The sequence below is a fragment of the Vibrio sp. E150_011 genome (assembly GCF_053544015.1).
Genome location: NZ_JBHFOL010000008.1, coordinates 42,047 through 58,563, shown reverse-complemented (window position 1 = coordinate 58,563; position 16,517 = coordinate 42,047). Strand labels below are relative to the sequence as shown.

The window sequence follows — 16,517 nt, the reverse complement described above, 5'->3', positions numbered from 1 at the left end:
AATTATACGGGAAAGCGATGATTTTCTCGAAAAACACACAACATTAACGAATAGAGGTATATCTGTGAACCAACGTTTAAAAACAACAGATATTATAGCAGTCGGCTTCATGCTGTTTGCATTTTTTCTAGGTGCGGGCAATATCATTTTCCCACCTCTTGCTGGTCAACTTGCGGGTGAGAACTTATTGCCAGCCATGACGGGTTTTCTTATCACTGCTGTCGGTCTCCCTCTTATTACCATTATTGCCGTCGCGGTTGCAGGAGGCTCTTGGGATCACCTAACGAAAGATCTTCCCAAGCGTGCTGCGATGCTTATCGCTGTGTTGATTTTTATCATCATTGGTCCTGCGTTTGCTGCACCGCGTACTGGGCTGGTGGCCTACGAAATGGCAATTCGTCCGTTCTTTGCTGAAGCGGCGCAGGCTCATTTGACTATTTTCTCAATTCTATTTTTTGCGGTAGCGATGTTTTTTGCTTGGTCACAAGGCAAATTGATTGACGTGATTGGTAAGGTTTTAACCCCCGCATTGTTCGTTGGCCTTATTGTTCTAGCCGTAGCGGTCTTTGTGGATCCACAGGGCGCAATGATTGCACCTGTGGGTGATTATGCAACGCAACCATTAACGACGGGCTTTCTTGAAGGCTATAACACCATGGACACTTTTGGGTCTTTGATGTTTGGCATGTTGATTGTTGATGCGCTGCGTAAGAAAGGGATTACTGAACAAAGTGCAACGACTAAATATCTGATTAATGCAGCACTTATTGCCGCAACTGGTCTAGCATTTGTTTACATCTCTTTGTTTTATTTAGGCGCGACCAGTGCAACGGTTGCTGCAGGTGCTGACAATGGCGGTGCGGTATTGAGCCAATACGTGCAAGCGCTGTTTGGGCCGTATGGCCAGATTGTTTTATCTATCATTGTATTGCTTGCGTGCTTAACCACTGCGATTGGTTTGATCTCAGCGTGTTCTGATTATTTCAGCAGCATTACCTCTGTGAGTTACAAAAAATGGGTTCTGATATTAGGTCCGGTGTGTGCAACGGTTGCAAATATTGGTCTCGCTCAGCTTATTTCTTTGTCGGTTCCGGTCTTGTTTGCTCTTTATCCTGTAGCCATTGCTCTTGTAGCATTGACGTTTGTACGTAAATTTCTACCAAACCCTCAATTGGCTTACCGAGTTGTGATCTCAGTTTCGTTAGCATTTGCATTGATTGATGCGGCAAAAGTGAGTGGCATTGATGTGTCAGCATTCAACATGCTGCCACTATTTAGTGTCGGGATGGGTTGGGTACTACCAACGACAGCGGCCATCATTTGTATGTGCTTTATTGGTCGTTCGTCGAGTGAGCTTACCGAAGAAACAGCATCGTAGTGATGGCTTAGATTTAAAATAGCGCTTTGAAATTAAAAAACGGCACCTTAGAGTGCCGTTTTTATTGGGGTTAGCGTAAATGACACACCCTAAACGTTAGTGGGTATGACCAGGCGCTCTATAAAGAATCTTGAAACTCGACAAGAATCTGTTCACACCACGTCGCGATTCGTTCATCACTTAACTCATACTGAGAGTCTTCATCCAACGCCAGTCCAACAAATTTCGTATCGTTGTCTATCAGTGCTTTTGAGGCATCAAACTCATAGCCAACATTAGGCCAGTAGCCGATAAACTGAGCGCCAGTCGGCTTTAGTTCGTCATGCAGCATTCCCATAGCATCCAGATACCACTCGCCATAACCTTCTTGATCGCCGAGTCCGAATAGTGCGACGTGTTTGCCTTTTAGTGACACGCCAGCGATGTGATCCCATATCCCGCCCCAGTCTTCTTGGAGTTCACCGAAATCCCACGTTGAGATCCCTAAGATAAGTAAATCATAGTCGCTCATTTTCGAAATAGGGGTCTCTTTTACGTTGAATATATCGACAAGCTCTGGGCCAATAATGTCGCGTATTTTTTCGGAAGCCATCTCGGTGTAGCAGGTCGATGAGCCGTAAAATAATCCTATTTTCATAATCTGTTCGCATGGTTGGTCAATCTGTTACCCAAGATTCTACCTTTAAAACGCTTAGCATTGCAGCGGTTATCGAGGATTTCTTGAGTTTTTATGGCAATATTTCTTTAAGTCTAATATTCTGTTTTAAGTACTGTATAAACATACAAGAGGCTTCTGTGAGTGACGTCAATATCCAAGACCAAGGTTTCGTCGAGCATTTTTTGGATTCGATGTGGATGGAGCGAGGTTTAGCGGAAAATACGCTGTCATCGTATCGAAATGACTTAATGAAACTGCTCACCTGGATGAACAAGCATAACTACAGGCTGCAGTTTATAAGTTTTGCTGGCCTACAAGAATATCAAGTGTGGTTGGTTGACCAAGACTTCCATCAGAGCTCTCGGGCTCGCATGCTCTCAGCGATTCGCCGTTTGTTTCAATACCTTCATCGAGAAAAAGAGCGAGGTGATGACCCGACCGCTTTGCTCATCAGTCCTAAATTACCCAAGCGTCTGCCAAAGGATCTGACTGAAGACCAGGTTATGGCGCTTCTCGAGGCGCCGGATTTGAATAATCCGTTAGAATTGCGTGACAAGGCGATGCTAGAGTTGCTCTACGCCACTGGACTTCGTGTGACTGAATTGGTGAGTCTCACGATGGAAAATATCAGCCTGAGACAAGGGGTTGTTCGTGTCATTGGTAAAGGCAACAAAGAACGGCTCGTCCCTATGGGTGAAAACGCGATCGATTGGATCAGTGAGTTTATCGAAAAAGGGCGGCCCGATTTACTGGGCGAGAATACCTCAGATGTGGTATTTCCCAGTAAACGAGCGAGACAAATGACGCGGCAAACGTTTTGGCATCGGATCAAATACTATGCTGTACTGGCAGGTATCGATACTGAAATGCTTTCTCCGCACGTATTGAGACATGCTTTTGCTACGCATTTGTTGAACTACGGGGCAGATTTGCGTGTCGTACAGATGTTGTTAGGGCATAGTGACTTATCAACGACACAAATTTATACTCATGTAGCAACTGAAAGGTTGAAAAATATTCATAGCCAGCATCATCCAAGGGCTTAATTTACCGTTTCGAATGGTTATCTCATCGAAACATCACATTTAGAAATCATGGTGACTTTAATGAGCGTAATGCGCTGTTTGACTCTTTTATCTCTTCCTTTCTTTGTGACGGCTTGTGGCGCTGAAGAAGCGAAGCCTGCCCCTACTCCAGTTGAAGTGGCGACGGTCCAAGCGGATGAGGCGGCGATTACGTCACGTTTCGCTAAAATTGGCATTGATGTGCTTGAGATTGTTCCTTCCGACGTGGCAGGACTGATGGAAGTTCGCACAGAAGGCGGGGTGTTGTTTACCACACCATCTGGCGATCATTTTATCGCAGGTACTCTGTATGCGTTAGATAAAGATGGTAACTACAAAGATATCGTCGCTGAGCGCCAAGCGCCGTTAAATGCTAAAAAAATAGCGCAATATCGCGATAGCATGATTGAATACAAAGCGGATAATGAAAAATACGCGGTGACCGTATTTACCGATATTACATGTGGTTATTGTGTCCGTCTGCACAGTCAAATAGAAGGGTATAATGACCTAGGCATTACGGTGCGCTACTTAGCTTACCCTCGTGAAGGCGTGAATGGGCAAGTGGCAGAAAATATGGCCAAAATCTGGTGTGCTGAGGATCCGAAAACCGCAATGCATGATGCAAAAGTGAATCGTAAACAGCCTACTTTTGATGGTGATTTGGCTCAATGTAAAGCAACGATCGCGAAGCATTATAATTTAGGTCGTGAATTAGGGATTAGTGGCACACCTGCGATCTTCCTTCCTAATGGTGAAATGGTTGGAGGTTACCTACCGCCGGCTGATCTTCTAAAGCGCTTAGAAAGCACTCAACAATAATTAGGGTAGGGCGCTTAATTGAGCCCTTTTAATCTATGATAGAAATTCAACGCCGTGATGCGGTCGATATCTCTGTATTACCAGAGAGCATTCCAGAGATTTTAAGACGCTTATATCTTTCTCGTGGTATCAGCAGCGTTGCTGAGCTTGAGAAGGCATCAAAGGGCTTACACTCTTATACTGAATTGGCCGGAATTGACAAGGCCGTTGAACTGCTGTTTCAGGCTGTACGTGACCAAAAGCGCATCATTGTCGTTGGTGACTTTGATGCGGATGGTGCCACGAGCTCGGCGCTGTCTGTATTAGCATTGCGTATGCTTGGCAGTCGCAACGTTGACTATTTGGTGCCAAACCGATTTGAAGACGGTTATGGCTTGAGCCCTGAAGTGGTTGATCAAGTACTGGATATTGGTGCAGAAGTTATCATGACCGTTGATAATGGCGTGTCGTCTATTTCTGGGGTGAAATACGCCAAAGAAAAAGGGCTACAGGTTATTGTTACCGATCACCACTTGCCAGGCTCTGAGCTGCCTGATGTCGATGCTATGGTGAACCCTAATCTTACCGATTGCGGTTTTCCTTCCAAAGCGTTGGCTGGTGTTGGTGTCGCGTTTTATCTAATGATGGCTTTGTGTGTAGCGATGCGAAAGCAAAACTGGTTTGCTTCGCAAGGCATGCCAGAACCTAAGCTGATGGAGCTGATTGACTTGGTTGCATTGGGCACGGTTGCTGATGTCGTCCCGCTCGATAGAAATAATCGTATCCTGGTTCATCAAGGCCTTCAGCGAATAAGAGCAGGTAAAGCGAGACCAGGTATCCAAGCGTTGATCGAGATCGCCAAACGCGATCCAAGAAAATTGGTCGCGACGGATTTTGGCTTTGCGCTTGGGCCAAGGATCAATGCGGCCGGTCGGCTTGATGATATGTCTTTTGGAGTCGAGCTTCTGATGAGTGATAACATTCACGCTGCTCGCCGAATGGCCAGTGAGTTGGATGGATTGAACCAAACTCGAAAAGAGATTGAAGAAGGAATGAAACAAGAGGCGTTAGCCTTTTGTGAGCGTCTACAGATCAGTGACAAGGCAGCTATGCCGTATGGTTTAGCACTGTTTCAGCGCGATTGGCATCAAGGTGTCATCGGTATCTTAGCATCTCGTATTAAAGATAAATTTCACCGACCTGTTATTGCATTTGCGGATGGTGGCGAAGGAACGATTAAAGGTTCATGCCGGTCTATCCCAGGATTACATATGCGCGATGCACTCGATCGAATCGATACTCAAAACCCAGGATTGATCGCCAAATTTGGTGGGCATGCCATGGCTGCGGGCTTGACCATTCAAGAAAAAGACTTCGAACGTTTTAGTCAATTGTTTGATCAAATTGTCCGTGACGAGTTAGGTGAAACAGCATTAAAAGGGGTCATCTTATCAGACGGTGAGTTAGCGCCAGAAGAGTTCACAATGCATACCGCTGAGACGCTACGCGCTGGTGGGCCTTGGGGACAAGCGTTCCCTGAGCCAATTTTTGATGGGGAATTTAAAGTCTTGCATCAAAAATTGGTAGGAGAAAAGCACTTAAAACTGATGGTTGAACCCATGCATAAGGGGTTTGGAACCAATATTATGCTGGATGCGATTGCGTTCAATGTTGATCTGCGTCGTTGGCCAGATGCGTCAGTGAAAACCGTGACTTTGGCGTACAAATTGGACATCAATGAATTCCGTGGAAACCAATCTCTACAGCTCATGGTCGATTACTTAGAGCCACGATAGCGGCTTTTTCAAAACAGCAAGTAATATCGATATTTTTCTGTATCTTCATCACATTTTTGAGTAGAATTCTCCGGTTAAATTCTACTCATAAATGCTGAGCAAATATGTTTGAAATCAATCCAATTAATAACCGCCTGCAGGACGTGACTGAGCGCACGAATATCCTGAGGGGGTATCTTTGACTACGATGCCAGAAAAGAGCGTCTAGAAGAAGTTAATGCAGAATTAGAACAACCGGATGTATGGAACGAACCTGAGCGTGCACAAGCGCTCGGTAAAGAGCGTTCATCACTTGAAGCCATTGTCGAAACTATCGATATTCTTGACCAAGGCGTTGAGGATGTTGCTGGCTTACTGGAACTTGCCGTTGAAGAGCAAGACCAAGAAACCTTTGATGAAATCGAACCTGAGCTTGCTGAACTCGAAGTTAAGTTAGAAAAGCTTGAGTTTCGTCGTATGTTTGCTGGTGATCACGATGCATCAGACTGCTACATCGATCTACAGTCAGGATCTGGCGGTACCGAGGCGCAAGACTGGACTTCCATGCTACTTCGTATGTATTTACGCTGGGCTGAAGCGAAAGGCTTTAAGACAGAGGTCATAGAGGTCTCTGATGGTGATGTTGCTGGTTTGAAAGGCGCGACGGTCCGTATTAGCGGCGAATACGCTTATGGTTGGCTACGTACTGAAACCGGTGTCCATCGATTAGTGCGTAAATCACCATTTGATTCAAGTGGTCGTCGCCATACCTCTTTTGCTTCTGCGTTTATTTATCCAGAGATTGATGACAACATCCAGATCGATATTAACCCATCCGATCTACGTATTGATGTTTACCGTGCGTCTGGCGCGGGTGGTCAGCACGTCAACACCACAGAATCAGCGGTCCGTATTACACACGTCCCAACGAATACCGTGGTTCAGTGCCAAAATGATCGTTCTCAGCATAAGAACAAAGATCAAGCGATGAAGCAACTTCGAGCTAAACTGTTTGAGTTAGAAGTACATAAGCAGAATGCCGAAAAACAAGCGAACGAAGATGCGAAGTCGGATATAGGCTGGGGAAGCCAAATACGTTCATACGTATTGGATGACTCACGAATTAAAGATTTACGTACAGGCGTTGAAAACCGTAATACACAAGCGGTTCTCGACGGCGATTTAGACAAATTTATCGAAGCTAGCCTGAAATCAGGCCTGTAAGCTAAAAGCAACTTAACAGGGTACATCCAAATGACTGATGCTGTTCAAAATGAAAACGTACAAGAAGAAAACAAGTTAATTGCTGAGCGTCGTAGCAAGCTGGATCATATCCGCAAAAGCTGCAAAGCAAATGGCCACCCTAACGATTTTCGTCGTGAAAATCTTGCCGGCGACCTTCAAGCTGAATTCGGTGAAAAGACGAAAGAAGAACTAGAAGAACTGAACCATATTGTAGCGATTGCTGGTCGTGTCATGGCAAAGCGTGGTCCGTTCCTAGCGATCCAAGAAACATCGGGTCGTATCCAAGCTTACGCGGCAAAAGACGTACAAAAAGTATTGAAAGAGAAGTACCAAGGCCTTGATATCGGTGACATCATCGGCGTTAAAGGTGCACTTCATAAGTCAGGTAAAGGCGATCTTTACGTGAACATGGAAGAATTCGAGTTGCTAACAAAAGCACTTCGTCCTCTACCTGAAAAATTCCACGGCTTAACGGATCAGGAAATGCGTTACCGTCAACGTTATGTTGACTTGATTGTTAACGAAGATTCACGTCAAGCGTTCATCATTCGTTCTAAGTTGGTGTCTTCTATCCGTAACTTCATGAGCTCAAAAGGTTATCTAGAAGTAGAAACACCAATGATGCATGTGATCCCTGGTGGTGCGACGGCTCGTCCATTCGTGACTCATCACAATGCACTTGATATTGATATGTACCTGCGTGTAGCACCTGAGCTATACCTGAAGCGTTTAGTTGTGGGTGGGTTTGACCGAGTATTCGAAATCAACCGTAACTTCCGTAACGAAGGCCTTTCTCCTCGTCACAATCCAGAATTCACTATGATGGAGTTCTACCAAGCGTACGCGGATTACAAAGATCTTATGGATCTGACCGAAGAGATGCTAAGTACAGCTGCGATGGACGTACTGGGTTCAACGTCTATGCCATACGGTGACGAAACGGTTGAGTTTGGTGGTACTTATACACGTATTAGCATGTTTGAAGCTATTAAACAGTACAACCCAGACCACGCTGAGATTCAAAAAATGACGGAAGCTGATATTCAAGATCGTGACCTAATGGTTGCTATCGCAAAATCAGTGCACGTTGATGTCGAGTCATTCTGGACATGCGGTCAGTTACTTGAAGAAATCTTTGGTGAAACGGCTGAACCTCAACTTATTCAACCAACGTTCATTACCGGTTACCCTGCAGATATTTCGCCATTGGCTCGTCGTAGCGACAGCAATCCATTCTTTACTGATCGTTTTGAGTTTTTCATTGGCGGCCGTGAAGTGGCAAATGGTTTCTCAGAGCTTAATGATGCTCAAGATCAAGACGAGCGTTTTAAAGCGCAAGTGAACGCTAAAGATGCGGGTGATGATGAAGCGATGTATTACGATGCAGATTATATTACTGCATTAGAGCATGGCTTACCGCCAACGGCAGGCCAAGGTATTGGTATTGATCGTTTAGCCATGTTGTTTACTAATACGCATACGATTCGTGATGTGATTTTGTTTCCAGCGATGCGCCCTCAACAATAATCTGTTATTGCTATGTTTTTTAAGCCTCTCTTTGAGAGGCTTTTTTTATGCCAAAAAACAATAACTTTTGTAGAAAAATGGAAAACAGTGCACTAGTCTTAAAATTGAGACAACTAAAGTCATCAATATGGCGTGAGTAACCTTGTGAGAATAGTCCTATTCAATAGAATTAACGAATTAAAAACTAAAAACAATAATAAGGAATGATGTAATGGGGACCGACTTTAGGATGGATTCCATCCCAGGCGCCTTAGTGGTGGTGGGGGGGACGTATGAGCCATGGTTATCAGTTTTAGAGCAGGCCGGTTGGCGTTGCACGCAGTGTTCTGATTTAAGAAAGGCAGATGCTATTTTCTCAGATACTGGGCCTTGTATTGGCATCGTGGATCTGACACGCGATGACTTTAGTTTGAACGGTATTGCAAAGCTTGTGAGCACACATAAGCAGGTGAGATGGATAGCCTTTATCCGAGAGTCACAATTAAGCTCTGACACTATATGCCAATTTATCGTGAATTTTTGTATCGACTTTTTTACGACGCCCATTCCAGATTCGCGCTTGATGGGAACGATTGGCCATCAGTTAGGCATGCTTAAACTTGAACAAAAAGTGTGGCCGCATAATGGTAATAACAATGATCTAGGCCTAGTAGGACAATCATTACCGTTACGGCGCCTAAGAGATCAAATTAAACGCATTGGCCCGACGGATGTCAGTATAATGATTCACGGTGAGGTAGGTTGCGGTAAAGAAACCGTAGCAAAGGCCATTCACCGTTGTTCTGCGCGGTCGCAAAAACCTTTTATATCGATCAACTGTCGAGCCTTTTCTGATGCGAGGTTTGAGAATGAATTCTTCGGGTTACACAACCCAGATCAGATATCACTGCTCGATCAAGCCGCTGGCGGTACGATTTTATTGAATGATATTTTTACCTTGCAACCCAAACAACAAATGAATTTATTAAAGTTCTATCAAGAGGGCAAGGTTGAAACCGTTGATGGTTGGAAGGAGTATGATATTCGTGTGCTGGCTTCTGATTCATCCGATATTGAAAAAGCGTTAGGGGATGGTTTGTTTAATGACGAGCTGTTTCACTGTATCAATGTATTAAGAATTAATGTCCCAAGTCTTAAAGAGCGTGCTACCGACATAGGATTGCTGGTTAATCACTATATTGGTCAGTTTTCAAAAGAATTTAATTCCCCCGTAAAATCCATTGATGATGATGCCCTAAAAACGCTGACCTATTATCATTGGCCTGGCAATGTCAAAGAGCTACTCAATCAAGTCAAGCGAGCCGTGTTAATGACAGAAGAAGAGGTACTTTCTAAGAAGCACTTTGAACTGCCGGGTACATACTCGGGTAAGCGGAGTTTAAAGAGCATTCGAGAACGTTCAGAGCGAGATGCATTAATCTTAGTACTTGATAGCCATAATGGTCAGGTGACCTTAGCGGCAAAAGAGCTGGGAATCTCAAGAGCAACGATGTATCGCTTGCTGAATAAGCATAACCTAATTACGGAAGAAACCTTATAGAGCGGGTTATTCATTTTTAAAGCCACTGTATCCTCAGTGGTTTTAATTCTCTTATCTGTTACATTATTTTTGTGATCTATACGACGGTCTATTAATTGGCAATATTGTTAATTATAAATATTTTCTATTATATGATTATTTTTTGTAAAATGAATCACTGCTATTTATTTAATGAACAGTTGATTACTTGGAAATGAAACCGCTAAATGGCAAAGAAATAGAGTATAAAATTGTATTGATATATTTTGTAAATGAATGTTGAAAATATAGTCGATATGAGTAAAAATCAACCTGAGCTACAAGCTCACCTATCAAATTATTTTGGATTTTAAAGTTAAGTGGAGGCATAAAATGATGAATCGTAAATTTTCTATCAATATTATTGCTGTTCCACGTTTATGTGTAAATAAACAATGGATGCATGTTAAGGCCACTAAAGCCTCGTGCCCAGTTACGTTTGGTACACCACTACTTTAATATCCGTACCCCTAGAGGCTGCGGAAATAGCAGTCTCAAAGTCAAATAAGTCTTTTTTAGATCGCTATTTCTCTCCTCAATATTGTCCATTTAGGAGAACAACATGCGTACATCTATATACCTAACACTTGCTACCTGGTTAATTAAAGCTGATCTTCATCATGAAGAAAGAGAATGGAAGCGCCGCTACCGTCGAAATGCTTACCAATTACCGTTGTATAACGAACACTTACTTCGTGATATTGGCCTTGACTCGCAAGGTCGTCCACTTGGGCTAGTGACTCACGTGCCTTCAGTAGTGGCGACACGCAAAGCTCGTCATCTTCGAAGGGGGCTGAAATCGACAATAGCAACGTAATTGAAAGCGGGCAGAGCGTCTCACTGCCCGCTTAGATTCTTTATATTGTATATGAGACGACAATAAAATCGTTAATAGTAATGAAATAACAACTTATGACGATGAGTTAATAACACTAGGGACAAGGATTAGAATACTGAGTCCCTATTTCTTGAATATCATTTAATAGTTCATCAGATAAGGTGACGTTAATGCTATTAATATTCGCTTCAAGTTGAGATAAATTTGTTGCACCAATAATATTTGACGCAACGAAAGGGCGTTGATTCACAAAGGCTAAAGCCATTACTGCTGGGTCAATCTGGTGTTTATGAGCAACATCGATATACGCTTGTGTAGCGGCAAGACCTTGGGGTGTGAAATAACGAACAAAGCGTTCAAAAACACTACAGCGAGCACCTGGCGGCTTTTGTCCATTCAGATATTTTCCACTTAAACACCCAAACGCTAGTGGTGAATAAGCTAACAGCTCCACGCCTTCATGATGGCTTATTTCTGATAACCCGACTTCAAAACTTCGGTTAAGTAGATTATACGGGTTCTGTATTGAGACAATTCTAGGTAAATTATGCTTTTCAGCCAATTTTAATAACGTCATTACGCCCCAAGGGGTTTCATTTGAAACACCGATATAACGAATCTTCCCCGCATTGATCATTTCATTCAACGCTTCTAACGTCTCGATCAAAGAGACATCATCACCGCCTTCATGGTAGGGATAGTTGAGTTGACCAAAACAGTTCGTTTGCCTTTGAGGCCAATGCAATTGGTAGAGATCGATATAGTCTGTCTTGAGTCGAGTGAGGCTATCGTCGACGGCTTGATGAATATTGCGGCGATCTAGGCGCATATTATTTCTAATATGTGGAACACTTCTTGGTCCCGCGACTTTGGTTGCCAATATGACTTTTTGTCTTTTATCTGACTGAGATAACCAGTCACCAATATAGCTTTCGGTAAGACCTTGCGTTGTGGCTTTTGGTGGGACAGGGTACATCTCGGCGGTATCGATGAAGTTCACGCCATGTTCGACAGAAAAGTCGAGCTGATCGAATGCTTCCTTTTTCGTATTTTGCTCACCAAACGTCATTGTGCCTAAGCAAATTTTGCTGACTTCAAGAGAGGAATGAGGGAGAGTATGATATTTCATTGAGCCTTCCTTGCTGCTTTTGTTTTCTTTCACTATACCGCGTTTTGTTAAAACTTCAGTTTAAAGAGCACACTTCTGAATTTATTTTACTAAACTGTTGATTGTCAGTAAGGCATTATCCACAAGTATTTTTTAAAGGAGGTGGAATATGCAAAAACATCAGCTCGATCGGTGGTTACATGGATACCACAAAGACACCTATACACCACCTAAAGTCTTTGTAATTGGTTGTGCTGATATTTCACACTATTTGTTAGCAGTGGAATACAAGCATAAGCTTGAACCAATAAAAGAAAATGATGAACCCATTCATTTTGAGTCATTAGATTCGGTGAAAGAGGTACTACACAAATTAGGCGTTGAAAAAGCCTATCTTCGTTTACATAACGCCTATGACGAGTGTGGCAGTACGGGGGAAATGAACCGGTACTGTGATATTGAGTTAAAACTGCACTAGGTAACGCCTTTATGATAAAGGCGTTAGACAAAGTAGTTTTCAAGGATATAGGATGTAAACTTCGCTCTGAGATAGAACCCTCGGGGCAGGGTTTTTATCGGCTGGCCGTTGGCGCCATAAGCGCCTGTTGTCACGCGGCTATTCGCTGCTTTTGGCCTTATTTGTAGGATTTCGCCACTGTGTGCGGTCAGTTGATTGATGTGTCCCAAAGTAATATGGTCCATTAACTCTTCCCAATCATTTTTGAGCATGAGTTCTTCTTCTTCGGAAGGGCTCCAGATCAAAGGGGATCCGACGCGACGTTGTGCTACTGGGATTTCTCGTTCACCTTCCACTGGCAGCCAAAGTACACGTGAGAGTTTATTGCGAATATGGCTACGCTCCCATGTCAAACCTTGTACGCCGGTAAGAGGGGCGACACAAACGAATGTGGACTCAAGCGGTGTACCTGAATAACTGATAGGGATGCTTTTAAGTTCGATACCAATATCTGGAAAATCTTGTGTCGGTTTGCTACCGGCCTTTGCACCTAGGTGCCACTCTAGCAATTGACCCACCCAGCCCTTATCACGCTTTAAGGTTTCAGGTACCTTCATATCAGCTTCTTGCGCTAACTCACCAAAGCTCATGCCCGCTATTTGTCGCGCTCTACTCATGAGCTCGCTTTCTGATCTAGGAGTAGACTTCATATATTAAGAGACGTTGTAGATAAAAATGACGATGTCAGTTTATCACGGAGTTCGACTTCTGCCTGTACAAAAAAAGATCACAAAGCGCGGCTTTCGATCTATTACTGAGTTATCCACAGTTCGTTTTTTAATTTCTTTATTATTATATCATCTGTATGAATAAACAGGTATTTTTTGGAAACTAATGCTTGATTAATTGTAAGTGATAGAATTGATAGCAGCTCTTGTGTGGATAAAACAAGCTTTGTTCGATCTTTGACCGATCTAAGATCAATGGACAATTGGCAATTTCATTTAAGGCTGATTTTTCAATCGTTATATTTAACTTGTTGTTTTAAAGTGATTAATATTCTAGATTATATGTGTGCTATAAATTGGTATACGTGATTTATTTGTCATTGTTAGAGAAGATCAAAGATTCTGCACATGGTTATTCACAGAAAAGGTGAATAAATGTGGTCTAGGTCTCATTGTGGTGTTGATAAGTGTTGGTGCGAGTAAAACTTATCCATAGTTTGTCGATTAAGTGGTAAATGTTCAAATTTACGGGTGTCTACGTTTGCTCAACTTGGGGATATGTGGAAAAATCAAGGTAATGAAAATTTAATTGAGGTTGGCCAGTGATAGATGGCGATGGTTACCGACTTAATGTGGGTATTGTAATCTGTAACAACCATGGTCAGGTCTTCTGGGCTAAACGATACGGACAACATTCATGGCAGTTTCCTCAAGGTGGTATTGACGAAGGTGAATCCCCTGAGCAAGCTATGTACCGAGAACTGTATGAAGAAGTCGGGCTAACAAAAGATGATGTAAAAATTGTCGCTGTTAGTCGTCATTGGCTGAGATACAAGTTACCTAAACGGCTCGTTCGTTGGGACTCGAAGCCTGTTTGTATTGGACAAAAACAGAAATGGTTTTTGCTACGTTTGGATTGCGATGAGTCGCGGATCAATATGCAACGTGGTAGTACCCCTGAGTTTGATGGTTGGCGCTGGGTAAGTTATTGGTATCCGGTCAGGCAAGTTGTCTCTTTTAAGCGTGACGTTTATCGTCGTGCCATGAAAGAATTTGCTTCTCTCGCAATGCCTTTTAAGGAACGTAAGTTTAAAGGCAAAAGAAAACACCGAAGAGGGTAAGTATGCTTTCGCAACTAAGGGAAATAGTTGAGCACGTTTCTAAAGAGGAGAGCGTGCACTTAGCCCTTGAAATGTTGGTTAAACAAACTTGTGCAGCTATGCATACCGAATGCTGCACAATTTATCTTGCCAATGAACCGCAACAACGGTTAGAGCTGATGGCAACCCAAGGCCTTATTTTTCAGGGCGATACCATTCACATTAACTTTGATGAAGGGTTAGTAGGGTTAGTCAAGCGCACCGCTGAACCACTGAATATAGCGGCTGCGGCTCAGCACCCTGCATTTAAATTTTTCCCTGAACTTGGGGAGGATATCTACCATGCCTTTCTTGGCACACCTATTATTCACCGTAAACAAGTGCTCGGCGTACTCGTTATTCAGCAAAAAAAATCTCGTCAGTTTAGTGAAACAGAAGAATCTTTTCTTGTTACGTTAGCCGCTCAGATCGCGGTGCTCATTGCCCATGCTACTGCCCAAGGGGATAGCTTCTTTGAGGGCAATCAATTAACGGTTGTAAAAGGCATTGCAGCGTCTTCTGGGGTTGCGATTGGTCCAATGTGGTGGGATAACACCCAGCCAGAGCTAAGTGACGTGTTTCCAGCGTCTACGCTGGATGTTAGTCGTGAACAAGAGCTGTTATCGCTTGCGATCGAAAAAGCGCTTGCTGACTTTAAGCGAATGCGTAAAAAGCTAGATTTGGAGTTAAATAAAGATGCTCTGGCTATTTTTGACCTCTTTACGCACTTACTCAATGATCCTATGTTGCGAAAAGATCTCAAGGCTCAAATAGCTCAGGGAGATCGAGCGGACTGGGCGCTAAGACAAGTGGTTGAAAGTTACGCGAATCGCTTTGCTAAAATGTCGGACATCTATCTTAGAGAGCGGGCGCAAGATGTCCGTGAACTCGGACAGCGGTTATTGTTTTTTCTTCATAACTCAGAGCAGCCAGTACATGTGATTTCTGAGCCTGTCATTATGGTGGTGAGGGAGCTGACGGCCTCTATCTTGGCGTCTATTCCCAAAGAAAAGTTGCTGGCGGTTGTGTCATTGGAAGGCGCTGCAAACTCTCATGCTGCGATCCTATCTCGAGCGATGGGCGTGCCTGCTGTCATGGGACTAGGGATTAATCCTGAATTATTAAGCGCTAAGCTAGCCATTGTGGATGGCTACAGTGGTGAAATTTTCTTAGAGCCAACCGTTGAGTTACTCTCTGAATACCGCGAATTGGTGACCGAAGAGACTGAATTGTCGCACATGGTTGAGCAGACCTTAGATCTTGATGCTGCAACCAAAGATGGTCAACGAATTCAGGTTTTATTAAACGCGGGTTTGAGCGCTGACACCAGTATTTCCTTAAATAAAGGTGTGGATGGTGTTGGGTTATACCGAACTGAAATTTCGTTTTTATTGAGGCAACAGTTTCCGTCTGAAGAAGAGCAAGTCCAGCAATATCGAGCGGTGTTACAAGCTTATCCTACTAAGCGAGTTGTCATGCGTACGTTGGATATTGGTGGTGACAAGGCATTGCCTTATCTTCCTATTGAGGAAGATAACCCGTTCTTAGGTTGGCGTGGAATTCGCTTTACGCTTGATCACCCTGATATTTTTCTGATCCAATTAAGAGCAATGCTCAGAGCAAGTGAAGGGCTCGATAATTTGAGCATATTGTTACCAATGGTCTCCTCAATGCAGGAGTTGGATGGAGCAATCACACTCATTAATCAAGCTTATGATGAGGTAGCTCAAGTACATCAAGATATTGTGCCTCCTCAGGTTGGTGTGATGATTGAAGTGCCATCTATGCTATACCTTCTGCCTTTTATGGCAGAAAAGGTCGACTTTGTTTCTGTGGGTACGAATGATCTTACGCAATATTTGTTAGCGGTTGATCGCAATAATGCCCAAGTAGCGGATATCTATGAGACCCTTCATCCGTCTGTATTAGCAGCGATGAAACATATCTTTGAAACGTGCCAGTCTTATCAATTGCCGGTATGTATTTGTGGTGAGCTTGCTGGTGATCCTATCGGTGCATTATTACTGGTTGGCTTGGGCTACGATACATTAAGTATGAATACCTCGAATGTCGCTAAAGTGAAATATTTGCTGCGTCAAACGACAATGGATGAGCTGAAACATCTTGCGAATAATGCATTAATGCATCCATATGGTGATTCGATTTATAATCTGATGCGTGACTATTTTGAGCAAAAAGGTTTGGCTGGGTTTATTCGTGCTGGGAAATCTTAGTGCTCAC

The 16,517-nt window shown here is 43.3% G+C and carries 14 protein-coding genes; 11 read left to right on the top strand and 3 right to left on the bottom strand.

What is annotated here, in order from left to right; genetic code table 11:
- Positions 1 to 64: 64 nt before the first annotated feature.
- A complete protein-coding gene (gene brnQ / locus ACE1OE_RS13740) occupies positions 65 to 1,378 on the top strand; it encodes a branched-chain amino acid transport system II carrier protein (RefSeq protein WP_102469913.1) in 1,314 nt (437 codons plus the stop codon).
- Positions 1,379 to 1,496: 118 nt separating this feature from the next.
- Here brnQ and fldB read toward each other — a convergent pair whose 3' ends face one another.
- Positions 1,497 to 2,015: a flavodoxin FldB gene (gene fldB, locus ACE1OE_RS13735; RefSeq protein ID WP_102469914.1), complete on the bottom strand. Its 519-nt coding sequence runs from the start codon at positions 2,013 to 2,015 to the stop codon at positions 1,497 to 1,499.
- A gap of 158 nt (positions 2,016 to 2,173) precedes the next feature.
- On the opposite strand from fldB, the gene xerD reads away from it, so the two are divergent.
- From xerD to ACE1OE_RS13700, 7 genes are all read left to right on the top strand, one after another.
- Positions 2,174 to 3,082 carry a site-specific tyrosine recombinase XerD gene (gene xerD, locus ACE1OE_RS13730; protein WP_449211409.1) on the top strand — a complete coding sequence of 303 codons (909 nt, stop codon included), beginning with the start codon at positions 2,174 to 2,176 and terminating at the stop codon, positions 3,080 to 3,082.
- 60 nt (positions 3,083 to 3,142) lie between these two features.
- Complete coding sequence (gene dsbC / locus ACE1OE_RS13725) at positions 3,143 to 3,922, top strand: bifunctional protein-disulfide isomerase/oxidoreductase DsbC (RefSeq protein WP_102469915.1); 780 nt, start codon at positions 3,143 to 3,145, stop codon at positions 3,920 to 3,922.
- Positions 3,923 to 3,957: 35 nt separating this feature from the next.
- Positions 3,958 to 5,697, top strand: a complete 1,740-nt coding sequence (recJ, locus tag ACE1OE_RS13720) for a single-stranded-DNA-specific exonuclease RecJ (protein ID WP_449211408.1) — start codon at positions 3,958 to 3,960, stop codon at positions 5,695 to 5,697.
- A gap of 104 nt (positions 5,698 to 5,801) precedes the next feature.
- Positions 5,802 to 6,900, top strand: a protein-coding gene (gene prfB / locus ACE1OE_RS13715; protein WP_372059962.1) for a peptide chain release factor 2 whose coding sequence is annotated in 2 segments (ribosomal slippage) — positions 5,802 to 5,876 and positions 5,878 to 6,900 — 1,098 coding nt in all. Because the reading frame shifts where the segments join, the coding sequence is not laid out codon by codon here.
- 30 nt (positions 6,901 to 6,930) lie between these two features.
- Complete coding sequence (gene lysS / locus ACE1OE_RS13710) at positions 6,931 to 8,448, top strand: lysine--tRNA ligase (RefSeq protein WP_102469918.1); 1,518 nt, start codon at positions 6,931 to 6,933, stop codon at positions 8,446 to 8,448.
- A gap of 211 nt (positions 8,449 to 8,659) precedes the next feature.
- The gene (locus ACE1OE_RS13705; protein ID WP_372059963.1) at positions 8,660 to 9,988 is read left to right on the top strand and encodes a sigma-54-dependent transcriptional regulator; all 1,329 of its coding nucleotides are present in this window, start codon (positions 8,660 to 8,662) and stop codon (positions 9,986 to 9,988) included.
- A gap of 580 nt (positions 9,989 to 10,568) precedes the next feature.
- Complete coding sequence (locus tag ACE1OE_RS13700) at positions 10,569 to 10,823, top strand: DUF1127 domain-containing protein (RefSeq protein WP_449211407.1); 255 nt, start codon at positions 10,569 to 10,571, stop codon at positions 10,821 to 10,823.
- Positions 10,824 to 10,938: 115 nt separating this feature from the next.
- Here ACE1OE_RS13700 and ACE1OE_RS13695 read toward each other — a convergent pair whose 3' ends face one another.
- A complete protein-coding gene (locus ACE1OE_RS13695; protein ID WP_449211406.1) occupies positions 10,939 to 11,973 on the bottom strand; it encodes an NADP(H)-dependent aldo-keto reductase in 1,035 nt (344 codons plus the stop codon).
- A 148-nt stretch (positions 11,974 to 12,121) separates the two neighbouring features.
- On the opposite strand from ACE1OE_RS13695, the gene ACE1OE_RS13690 reads away from it, so the two are divergent.
- Entirely contained in the window at positions 12,122 to 12,430 is a 309-nt protein-coding gene (locus ACE1OE_RS13690) for a DUF6482 family protein (protein ID WP_102469922.1), read from the top strand.
- Between the two features lie 23 nt (positions 12,431 to 12,453).
- On the opposite strand, the gene mutH is transcribed toward ACE1OE_RS13690, so the two are convergent.
- A complete protein-coding gene (gene mutH / locus ACE1OE_RS13685) occupies positions 12,454 to 13,119 on the bottom strand; it encodes a DNA mismatch repair endonuclease MutH (protein WP_372059723.1) in 666 nt (221 codons plus the stop codon).
- 620 nt (positions 13,120 to 13,739) lie between these two features.
- On the opposite strand from mutH, the gene rppH reads away from it, so the two are divergent.
- Positions 13,740 to 14,258 carry an RNA pyrophosphohydrolase gene (gene rppH / locus ACE1OE_RS13680; RefSeq protein WP_102469924.1) on the top strand — a complete coding sequence of 173 codons (519 nt, stop codon included), beginning with the start codon at positions 13,740 to 13,742 and terminating at the stop codon, positions 14,256 to 14,258.
- A gap of 2 nt (positions 14,259 to 14,260) precedes the next feature.
- The gene (gene ptsP / locus ACE1OE_RS13675; RefSeq protein WP_449211405.1) at positions 14,261 to 16,510 is read left to right on the top strand and encodes a phosphoenolpyruvate--protein phosphotransferase; all 2,250 of its coding nucleotides are present in this window, start codon (positions 14,261 to 14,263) and stop codon (positions 16,508 to 16,510) included.
- Positions 16,511 to 16,517: the final 7 nt, after the last annotated feature.

What these genes read in the sequence shown, in the direction of transcription:
- lysS (WP_102469918.1), top strand. Translation starts at nt 6,931, where the DNA reads ATGACTGATGCTGTTCAAAATGAAAACGTACAAGAAGAAAACAAGTTA.
- dsbC (WP_102469915.1), top strand. Translation starts at nt 3,143, where the DNA reads ATGAGCGTAATGCGCTGTTTGACTCTTTTATCTCTTCCTTTCTTTGTG.
- ACE1OE_RS13690 (WP_102469922.1), top strand. Translation starts at nt 12,122, where the DNA reads ATGCAAAAACATCAGCTCGATCGGTGGTTACATGGATACCACAAAGAC.
- fldB (WP_102469914.1), bottom strand. Translation starts at nt 2,015, where the DNA reads ATGAAAATAGGATTATTTTACGGCTCATCGACCTGCTACACCGAGATG.
- ACE1OE_RS13700 (WP_449211407.1), top strand. Translation starts at nt 10,569, where the DNA reads ATGCGTACATCTATATACCTAACACTTGCTACCTGGTTAATTAAAGCT.
- mutH (WP_372059723.1), bottom strand. Translation starts at nt 13,119, where the DNA reads ATGAAGTCTACTCCTAGATCAGAAAGCGAGCTCATGAGTAGAGCGCGA.
- ACE1OE_RS13705 (WP_372059963.1), top strand. Translation starts at nt 8,660, where the DNA reads ATGGGGACCGACTTTAGGATGGATTCCATCCCAGGCGCCTTAGTGGTG.
- recJ (WP_449211408.1), top strand. Translation starts at nt 3,958, where the DNA reads ATGATAGAAATTCAACGCCGTGATGCGGTCGATATCTCTGTATTACCA.
- ptsP (WP_449211405.1), top strand. Translation starts at nt 14,261, where the DNA reads ATGCTTTCGCAACTAAGGGAAATAGTTGAGCACGTTTCTAAAGAGGAG.
- ACE1OE_RS13695 (WP_449211406.1), bottom strand. Translation starts at nt 11,973, where the DNA reads ATGAAATATCATACTCTCCCTCATTCCTCTCTTGAAGTCAGCAAAATT.